The organism is Streptomyces neyagawaensis, assembly GCF_023516595.1.
GTDB lineage: Bacteria > Actinomycetota > Actinomycetes > Streptomycetales > Streptomycetaceae > Streptomyces > Streptomyces neyagawaensis.
The window spans coordinates 1-1,472 of the sequence record NZ_JAMGBG010000163.1; the positions used below are offsets into that span (position 1 = coordinate 1).

At 56.7% G+C, this 1,472-nt stretch carries 1 rRNA gene; it reads left to right on the forward strand.

The window, feature by feature from the left end:
* A 23S ribosomal RNA gene (locus M8J73_RS40210) occupies positions 1 to 1,451 on the forward strand; the annotation flags it as partial.
* Positions 1,452 to 1,472: the final 21 nt, after the last annotated feature.

Consider the following 1,472-nt stretch of genomic DNA (forward strand, 5'->3'; position numbering starts at 1 on the left):
TGGTTGTCCCGGGGTAAGGGTGTAGGACGAGTGGTAGGTAAATCCGCCGCTCATTGAGTCTGAGACCTGATGCCGAGCCGATTGTGGTGAAGTGGATGATCCTATGCTGTCGAGAAAAGCCTCTAGCGAGTTTCATGGCGGCCCGTACCCTAAACCGACTCAGGTGGTCTGGTAGAGAATACCGAGGCGTTCGGGTGAACTATGGTTAAGGAACTCGGCAAAATGCCCCCGTAACTTCGGGAGAAGGGGGGCCATCACTGGTGAGAGGACGTGCTCCTCGAGCTGGGGGTGGCCGCAGAGACCAGCGAGAAGCGACTGTTTACTAAAAACACAGGTCCGTGCGAAGCCGTAAGGCGATGTATACGGACTGACGCCTGCCCGGTGCTGGAACGTTAAGGGGACCGGTTAGCTCACTTTCGGGTGGGCGAAGCTGAGAACTTAAGCGCCAGTAAACGGCGGTGGTAACTATAACCATCCTAAGGTAGCGAAATTCCTTGTCGGGTAAGTTCCGACCTGCACGAATGGCGTAACGACTTCTCGACTGTCTCAACCATAGGCCCGGTGAAATTGCACTACGAGTAAAGATGCTCGTTTCGCGCAGCAGGACGGAAAGACCCCGGGACCTTTACTACAGTTTGATATTGGTGTTCGGTTCGGCTTGTGTAGGATAGCTGGGAGACTGTGAAGCTTGGACGCCAGTTCAGGTGGAGTCGTCGTTGAAATACCAGTCTGGTCGTGCTGGATGTCTAACCCGGGTCCGTGATCCGGATCGGGGACAGTGTCTGATGGGTAGTTTAACTGGGGCGGTTGCCTCCTAAAGAGTAACGGAGGCGCCCAAAGGTTCCCTCAGCCTGGTTGGCAATCAGGTGGTGAGTGTAAGTGCACAAGGGAGCTTGACTGTGAGACCGACGGGTCGAGCAGGGACGAAAGTCGGGACTAGTGATCCGGCGGTGGCTTGTGGAAGCGCCGTCGCTCAACGGATAAAAGGTACCCCGGGGATAACAGGCTGATCTTCCCCAAGAGTCCATATCGACGGGATGGTTTGGCACCTCGATGTCGGCTCGTCGCATCCTGGGGCTGGAGTCGGTCCCAAGGGTTGGGCTGTTCGCCCATTAAAGCGGTACGCGAGCTGGGTTTAGAACGTCGTGAGACAGTTCGGTCCCTATCCGCTGTGCGCGTAGGAGTCTTGAGAAGGGCTGTCCCTAGTACGAGAGGACCGGGACGGACGAACCTCTGGTGTGCCAGTTGTTCTGCCAAGGGCATGGCTGGTTGGCTACGTTCGGGAGGGATAACCGCTGAAAGCATCTAAGCGGGAAGCCTGCTTCGAGATGAGGACTCCCACCCACTTGATGGGGTAAGGCTCCCAGTAGACGACTGGGTTGATAGGCCGGATCTGGAAGCACGGTAACGTGTGGAGGTGACCGGTACTAATAGGCCGAGGGCTTGTCCTCAGTTGCTCGCGTCCACTGTGT